General features: G+C 38.8%; 4 protein-coding genes and 3 pseudogenes. 1 reads left to right on the top strand and 6 read right to left on the bottom strand.

Annotated elements, in window-relative coordinates:
• Positions 1 to 1351 precede the first annotated feature (1351 nt).
• The 6 genes and pseudogenes from QUA34_RS29510 to QUA34_RS29480 form a co-directional block, all read right to left on the bottom strand.
• Complete coding sequence (locus QUA34_RS29510) at positions 1352 to 1717, bottom strand: hypothetical protein (protein ID WP_333332780.1); 366 nt, start codon at positions 1715 to 1717, stop codon at positions 1352 to 1354.
• Between the two features lie 223 nt (positions 1718 to 1940).
• On the bottom strand, positions 1941 to 2417 hold the full coding sequence (locus QUA34_RS29505; RefSeq protein WP_333332783.1) for a transposase: 477 nt from the start codon (positions 2415 to 2417) through the stop codon (positions 1941 to 1943).
• A gap of 52 nt (positions 2418 to 2469) precedes the next feature.
• Positions 2470 to 2997, bottom strand: a complete 528-nt coding sequence (locus tag QUA34_RS29500; RefSeq protein ID WP_333332786.1) for a winged helix-turn-helix domain-containing protein — start codon at positions 2995 to 2997, stop codon at positions 2470 to 2472.
• A gap of 90 nt (positions 2998 to 3087) precedes the next feature.
• Complete coding sequence (locus tag QUA34_RS29495; protein ID WP_445242857.1) at positions 3088 to 3876, bottom strand: hypothetical protein; 789 nt, start codon at positions 3874 to 3876, stop codon at positions 3088 to 3090.
• A gap of 208 nt (positions 3877 to 4084) precedes the next feature.
• Positions 4085 to 4298: pseudogene (locus QUA34_RS29485) on the bottom strand (ISKra4 family transposase); the annotation flags it as partial.
• A 186-nt stretch (positions 4299 to 4484) separates the two neighbouring features.
• Positions 4485 to 5805, bottom strand: a pseudogene (locus QUA34_RS29480) (IS4 family transposase).
• A gap of 408 nt (positions 5806 to 6213) precedes the next feature.
• Here QUA34_RS29480 and QUA34_RS29475 point away from each other — a divergent pair.
• Positions 6214 to 7168, top strand: a pseudogene (locus QUA34_RS29475) (IS630 family transposase).
• The last annotated feature ends 86 nt before the right edge of the window (positions 7169 to 7254 follow it).

Genomic DNA, 7254 nt, shown 5'->3' with positions numbered 1-7254 from the left:
GGAACCTATACACAGTAAAGGTTTGAGCTGTCCTTCACCGCTCCGGTATCCCCTGGCTGACTCCTCTTTTAACTATGAGGTCTTTTTTTGGGCAAAAATACGGCTTTTATGATGATGGCGCTTACTTGGACTAGAGAACCCATTTGACATCTTTGAGGCTGCGAGTCGAGAGCCGGTTGTCTGTCGAGCGTCATAAATATCTCAAATGGGTTCAAAAGAAGCGCTATTGACCGGATACTCCGGCGTTGCTGAAAGACTAATGGTTATCATGGTAAAAGAGGAATAAGTAGAGTGGACGGAGGTTAATCCCGATGAAGTGTCCTAATTGCGACTCAAGCGAGATATAACCCTCTGGTGTCACTCTGGGAAAATAAAAATAAGAGCCAAATTTTTAACTGTAGATAAGCTGTTGTGCATTTAAATAGGGTGTGAGGATTTGGTGAAAGGGAACAGGAAACGGGAAACGGGGAACAGACAATATGTAATTTAAATGCTCGACACAGCTTATAGCGAGCATTTGAGCGTTTATTTTCTAAAAGAATAGCTGAAATCAGGATTTTTGGTAAAAGTCTTATGCTCTAAGCGTTCCTGATTATTTTTTCCCGAAAGTGACAAAAGAGGGATAAGAATGGTCATCGTACTGAGAGACAGTGCTACAAATGCAAGCACTGCGGTCGCCCGTTCCTCGAAAGCTATCCCGATTGGAAATATTCTGACGATGGTAACCCTCTTCTGTCACTCTGGGAAAATAAAAATAAGAGCCAAATTTTTAACTGTAGATATAGCGAGCATTTGAGCGTTTATTTTCTAAAAGAATAGCTGAAATCAGGATTTTTGGTAAAAGTCTTATGCTCTAAGCGTTCCTGATTATTTTTTCCCGAAAGTGACAAAAGAGGGATAAGAATGGTCATCGTACTGAGAGACAGTGCTACAAATGCAAGCACTGCGGTCGCCCGTTCCTCGAAAGCTATCGCGATTGGAAATATTCTGACGATGGTAACCCTCTTCTGTCACTCTGGGAAAATAAAAATAAGAGCCAAATTTTTAACTGTAGATATAGCGAGCATTTGAGCGTTTATTTTCTAAAAGAATAGCTGAAATCAGGATTTTTGGTAAAAGTCTTATGCTCTAAGCGTTCCTGATTATTTTTTCCCGAAAGTCACAAAAGAGGGTTAAGCAACTGTGCCTGAACATGTACCTCAATGGTATGGGGCTGCAGGGCACCCTTGCGAGTCACCGGAATCCACTACACTACGATCATCCACTGGATAAGGGAAGCTGGTTACCAAATCCGTGATGCGCCACAGTTCGAGGAAATCCCCGAAATTACCTGGGGGGGTGACAAAGAGGTCTATGAGATAGACTGTATAAGGGTTGCGGCCCGCATACCTTGTTGATAAAAGCGCCGTTTGTTTGGAGTTAACTTCATTAACTGTTCTACCTCGTCAGAATATTGTTCGAGATAATTGACCCACTTTTCTCCATCTAAACCAACACCAAATGTACTGCGTCTTCGATATCTTTTTTTAGGTTCTTGACGCCGGCATACATATTTTGCTACCTGCTTTTTTCTCATTTCAGTGCCTTGAAATATTCCCGAACTGTAGGCGAGTGTCATGAGTAAAATCATGTTGATAAGTCGGTCTCCTTTTAAGCTAGTTCCTTCAAGATCGTAGCCTCCTGTTTTACAATCTCGAAACATTTCTTCAATGCCCATCCGTTGCTTGTAAGCATCGATAGCTGCCGGCCATGACCCTAAATTCGTGAGAATAAACCACGCTTCATCAACCTTCCATCCCCCGTAGTTTCTTTTCCACTTACAAGTAACATCAAATCCAGTATAGCAATCCTAAAGGATTTTCTATATTTATAAACAATCCTAAATAATTTTCTGTTTGTAAGTATATTGACGTATTTTGGGGAAATCAAATTTATGTTCCTTAGTAAAAAACTCTCTCCAAAAATTTGACAATCTTAAAAGACCTACATAAATACCAATACTTTCTTAAAAAGTTTTTAGCTTGTAACCAAATATCTTCCACTGGATTCTGTTGGGGAGCATTGGGAGCAAATAAAATACAAGTAATTGACCAATTCTCAGGTTCTTTGTCACCATTTAGTTCTAATAAAAATTCTCTGAATTCTCCATATTTATGATAACTAGCTCCATCCCAAATCAAGATAAGTTTGCGATTTTTATATTTATTTTGTAAGTATTTTATGAACTTAACTGTTGACTTTCCATCACCAGATGGATGGCTCTGAATATGGAATTCTTTGCTTTGATAATTGAGTGCGCCAAAATAAGTTTGTCTATCTTTTTTATTGGTAATTGGGACTTCAATTCTGATTTGGGATTGACCCCAAACATAACCAGTCAGATCACCATGAAGTAGATGACATTCATCTAAAAACAATACTATTATTTCCCCCGATTCTATACCAGCCTTGTTTTTAAATAAAATATCGTTAATTTCTTCCCTCTTTTTTTTTTACCAGTTCTTCATCGGATTTGGGATTAATTTTTTGAGTCTTTTTCCAACTAATATTAGCAGCAGCAAAAAGTTCATAATAACTCTGTTTTGATTTATAGCTCACACCAAACTCTTGTTCTACATAAGTCACTAATTCCTCTAAGTTCCAATATTCTTTATTCTTTAACCACTCGACTACTACATCCGTTTGTCGCTCTGTTAAATACCCTTGTGAGCCTTTATATCGTAGTTTTATTCCTTCGATGCCTTGGGTTTTAAAAATCTTTTTCCAATAACCCACAAAGAATTTACTTACACCTAATATTTTGCTAATTTCATGATACAGCTTACCTTCAAGCGCCATCATGACAGCTATTGCTCGTTTTAGTTCTCTTGCATCGATATCGCTTTTAATGAAAGATTCTAATTGGGGTATTTCTTTTTCCATATCTATGGGTGGCAGTTGTAAGTTATTCATTTTTTTGTCATAATCAAGTATTGCATATAATTGTACCGTACTCATGATAATGATTTAGGATTGCTATAGCAGGCTGAGTTTTTCTGAATCATTTACCTTGAAAATATCAAGAGGTTTAAGAGTATTATTCCTAATTCATCTAACCGTTGCCAAACTAAATGTTCCGTTGCGATTAAGATGATTCTTTTTTAGTCTTAAACAAAAAGATACACCCTTTTCCCTCAGCCAGTTTCCCAAATCGACATAACAAAATTCACGGTCTCCTAAAACGATAACTTTATATTCTGAAAATAATGGTAAAACTTGCTGTAAATTGGTAGGATGTGACTCGAAGCTACTGTTTCCCAATTTTGGCAACAGTGACCAGTATAATGGAATTGCTCTTCGTTCCCAGATCAGGCTAACCATAAAGAGATTAATGCGCCCCCATTGACTGCGGTCGATTGCAATTGATAAAGTTTGACCAACACGGCAATAAGTAATCAACCAACAAGTAATTAATGGGAACCAAATTAGTGAGATAGTTAAGTTCGGTAAATCGAGAAATCTTTGTAGTTTTCTACGCCGACTTTCTGTTGTAATTGGATAGGGAAATACCCGGGAGAGCCGTTCTAATCTCACTTGTTTTTCTGATTGTATCAAGGGTAGCAATATTCCAATCAGTTTAAATTGAGCTGAACTTAGTTGTTTTTTTAAATGAATGAGGTAGAATGTTGGTATCATTATTTTTGAGATAGGCAAGCGTGTAACAATTATACTGCCTATCTTTTGTGAGCAGCGGATTGGCTCAATCCTTACAAAGGTATGGGTTTCAGGCTGGTTGTTACCCCCCCCAGCGAAATTACAGACCTTGATGAACTCCAGACCTTCACGGGCAACAAGGGTAATAAACTTTGGATTTGGACAGCAGTTAATCACAAGCAACCAGGAGTCTTAGCCTCGAAAATCGGAGATCATAGTGCAGAAACTTTTAAGCCTTTGTAGCGGATTGTCAAGTGTTGGCAATGTTTATTTGAACCCACATTCCGCACCCTCAACTGTCACAATCGGAAATTACGGAGATCAAAAAGCAAAGCTTGCATAAAAAGAGACATCGGGAGCATCTCAAATATGTAATGAGTATAAATACTATTCAGACCAAAGCGAGATTTAAATAAGCACAACGATGTTTCAGAACTTGAGCCAGATTGTCACGATTCCACCCGGCCCCGGATATTTTGATTCTCCGTCCAATCTGTTTAATTGTCGCCTCGACAGCAAAGCGAACCAATTGTGATCTTTTGAGACTGCATCGCCTGATAATCAGGAATTCTACATCGATGTCGTTCTAGATAATCCAGAAAGTTCTTGACGTGAGGTATAGCCTTTCTCAGAAAGATGAGGTATCATGTTACTGACACTCACTCCTGAGGGTCAAACAGAGAAGATCAGCTCAAATGAACTATAATTACATGGTTCAGTAAAGCCACGCGAAAGCCATACCACACATAATAGCATTTTTTTGACAGCACGCGATGGTCATTGGTAACAAGTTAAGCCTGTATGGCAGTTGTCAAGGGGATTTGAGAAGATGTGTCAAAGAAAAATTGCTCCAGGCCTCGCTGTCGATCAGGGAAAGGTGCAACAATTAACTTAACATTGGGCTTTCGTTGAGATTTAACAATACCTAAATCTTGGTTTTCGGGCGCGGCGAAATACTTTGGAGGGTCAGTTGCCTTACCTTGTTGATGAGCTACATAAAAATGGTAAAGACCCCGGTAAATCATTTCTAATGAAATCGAATCTATTGGTAAAGAGAGTTGGTCAGCAACGGCATCACCTAAATCGACCAAGAGCGCATAAAATATCCAAGTCCCCCAAATTTGGAGCTGAATGCCGTTGAGAGAACCCGTCCACAAATAACTTAAGCCCAAGAGTCTTTTGACGGTATTAAAAGCATCTTCAATCCGAAGAGCGCCTACGATATAAATCTGCCACAACGTAGGGAGGTAATACATGAGGATCTAGTACGCTTGTTAAATAAGAATGCCAAATCTTACCTGAACGAACTTCAATCAGACGTAAGGTAATAAATGGAGTTTTTGCAGTTCCTGACCCGAGACGAATTCGACTATCTCGCAGGTCGTAACTCTTGGTAAATACTTGTTATAATTTAATTGATGCTCCTTTTTTTAAGCGAGTAATTAAGTGGATATCTCGTTCAATTAATTTGAGCAAAAAGCTAAAATGATAAAATCCTCTATCCAGTAAGAGTAAGGTTTGAGTTGGCACTAATTGCAGGAAATTTTCTTCAAGCTTAACATCAGAAGCTCTCGGGTTTTCCTGAAACCAAACTTCAACAGGTAGCCTGGTCATTAAATCTATGACTGTTGCCATTTTTCCTGCCAACTGCCCTCGCGGTATATCTTCCAGACTTTTGAGCTTGCAAAACAATGCTTCGAGCGTTGAGCTATCCACTATCCAAATTCTCGAAAATTTGGTCAATGCAAATTGAATGCTTTCTGGTAGAGGTCGTTGGTTTCTCTTGTACCAAGCAGTTCTTAAAATTGGTAATAAATTTTTGAAGACTCCCTCAAATAAGGTGGCAGGAAAACTTAAAAATCTTTGAGACATTGCTTGTTGAGTAACTGTCGTAGGTCGGCACCACAAAAAACCTTCTCTTGCCAGCATTCTTGTGAGTTCTGTCACTCCAGCTACGTCTCGCCACAGCAAGGTTAATACTGCTGCTACCATTAATGGTAAGTTGAGAATTCTCCCTCGTAAACCCAGTTGGCGGTAGTAATTTTCTTGTGAGGTGATGGCTGGTGTTAGTAATGCAGATAGTTGCGAAGCGATTACCTCTTCTTCTACCATTGGCCTGTGAGTTTTTTTGGCGTGGTCACGGTTGGTTTTTTGACTCTTGACCATATTTGCTGACCTACACAATCGCTCAATTATTTGTCAATTCTATCAGTTGATAATACCAACGCCTGCAATTCTCATGCGACTCCGGCGCTGCCGTGCGCTTGCGGTGCAACTATTATCGATCGCCTGCAACTAGAGCGAGTGAACAACTTATTTATAATGATAATCACTGGTGGTGGAGAGTCCGCCGTCGGCGGACTCTCCACTCTTACTCCCTTGTTTGATTATCATTATTATTCAATTATATTTCTACACAAAGGGGTATTGACAAAATCTACTCTTTTCTAACTTGTTACCAATGCGCGATGGTTGATTCACAACACGTTTACTTGTACCAAACTTCATACATTGTTAAAAATGAAAGCTTATTCGATTGATTTTAGGCAAAAAATCCTTGATACTTATCATGCTGAACCCATTTCACAAAAAGCAATAGCTAAGCGTTTTTCTGTAGCCCTGAGTTTTGTACAAAAATTGCTTAAACAATATCGTGAAACAAAAAACATTACTCCGAGAACTGACCGATGTGGAGTCAAAGGCAAACTCAATGCGGAGCCACTACTCATCTTGGCCCAATTGATTGAAGAAAATAATGATGCAACTCTTGAAGAACTCTGTTATTTACTTTATGGAAAACTCGGATTTTCCGTTAGTAGAGCTACCATAGTAAGAATGATAAAACTCTTAAACATTACTGTAAAAAAAAACTCTATTCCCTTCAGGCAAAGGCACAGACCGAGTTCAAATCCTGCGATGTGAGTTCTGGGAAACAATTAAAAAAATTAGTTTGAAAGACTTAATATTCCTTGAGGAATCGGGAGTTAATTTGGCAAGGGTGAGGTTATATGCTAGGTATGCAAAAAGGTGACAGAGCCAAGGGGCCCAAACCAACTAAACGTGGCAAAAATGTCTCAATAATTGGAGCAATGTCAGTCAATGAAATTTTGACATCGGTTAATCTAATAGGCGGAACTGATGCAATTACATTTGAAGCTTTTATTATCAGAAAACTCGTACCCAAACTCTGAAAAGGTGCTTGTGTGGTGATGGATAATTGTCCTATTCACCTGGGAGAAAAAGTCAAAAAAGCTCTTGAAAAGAAAGGCGCAAAATTAATATACTTATCACCTTATTCACCCGATTTTTCACCAATTGAGAATCTGTGGTCAAAACTTAAAATCATTCTCCGTTCTATCAAGACTACTAATTATCAAGAGTTAGGAAAAGCCATCGAGTTTGCGTTCGGACAAGTTACATCGTCAAATATTTTTAACTGTTTACACACTGCTGTTATTGTACCTCATCTTTCTGAGAAAAGCTATAAGTGCAGATGGTGGAAAAGTACGACTCAGGAGACCTCAAGGAGAAAAGTCTGAATGGAAAGACTATAAAGCAATT

The organism is Microcoleus sp. POL10_C6 (assembly GCF_036701585.1).
Lineage (GTDB): Bacteria > Cyanobacteriota > Cyanobacteriia > Cyanobacteriales > Microcoleaceae > Microcoleus.
The sequence above is the reverse complement of the archived record's forward strand: the minus strand, read 5'-3'. Positions and strand labels throughout refer to the sequence as shown.

Coding starts and splice junctions, on each gene's coding strand:
- QUA34_RS29500 (WP_333332786.1), bottom strand. CDS start 2,997: ATGAGTACGGTACAATTATATGCAATACTTGATTATGACAAAAAAATG.
- QUA34_RS29510 (WP_333332780.1), bottom strand. CDS start 1,717: ATGGGCATTGAAGAAATGTTTCGAGATTGTAAAACAGGAGGCTACGAT.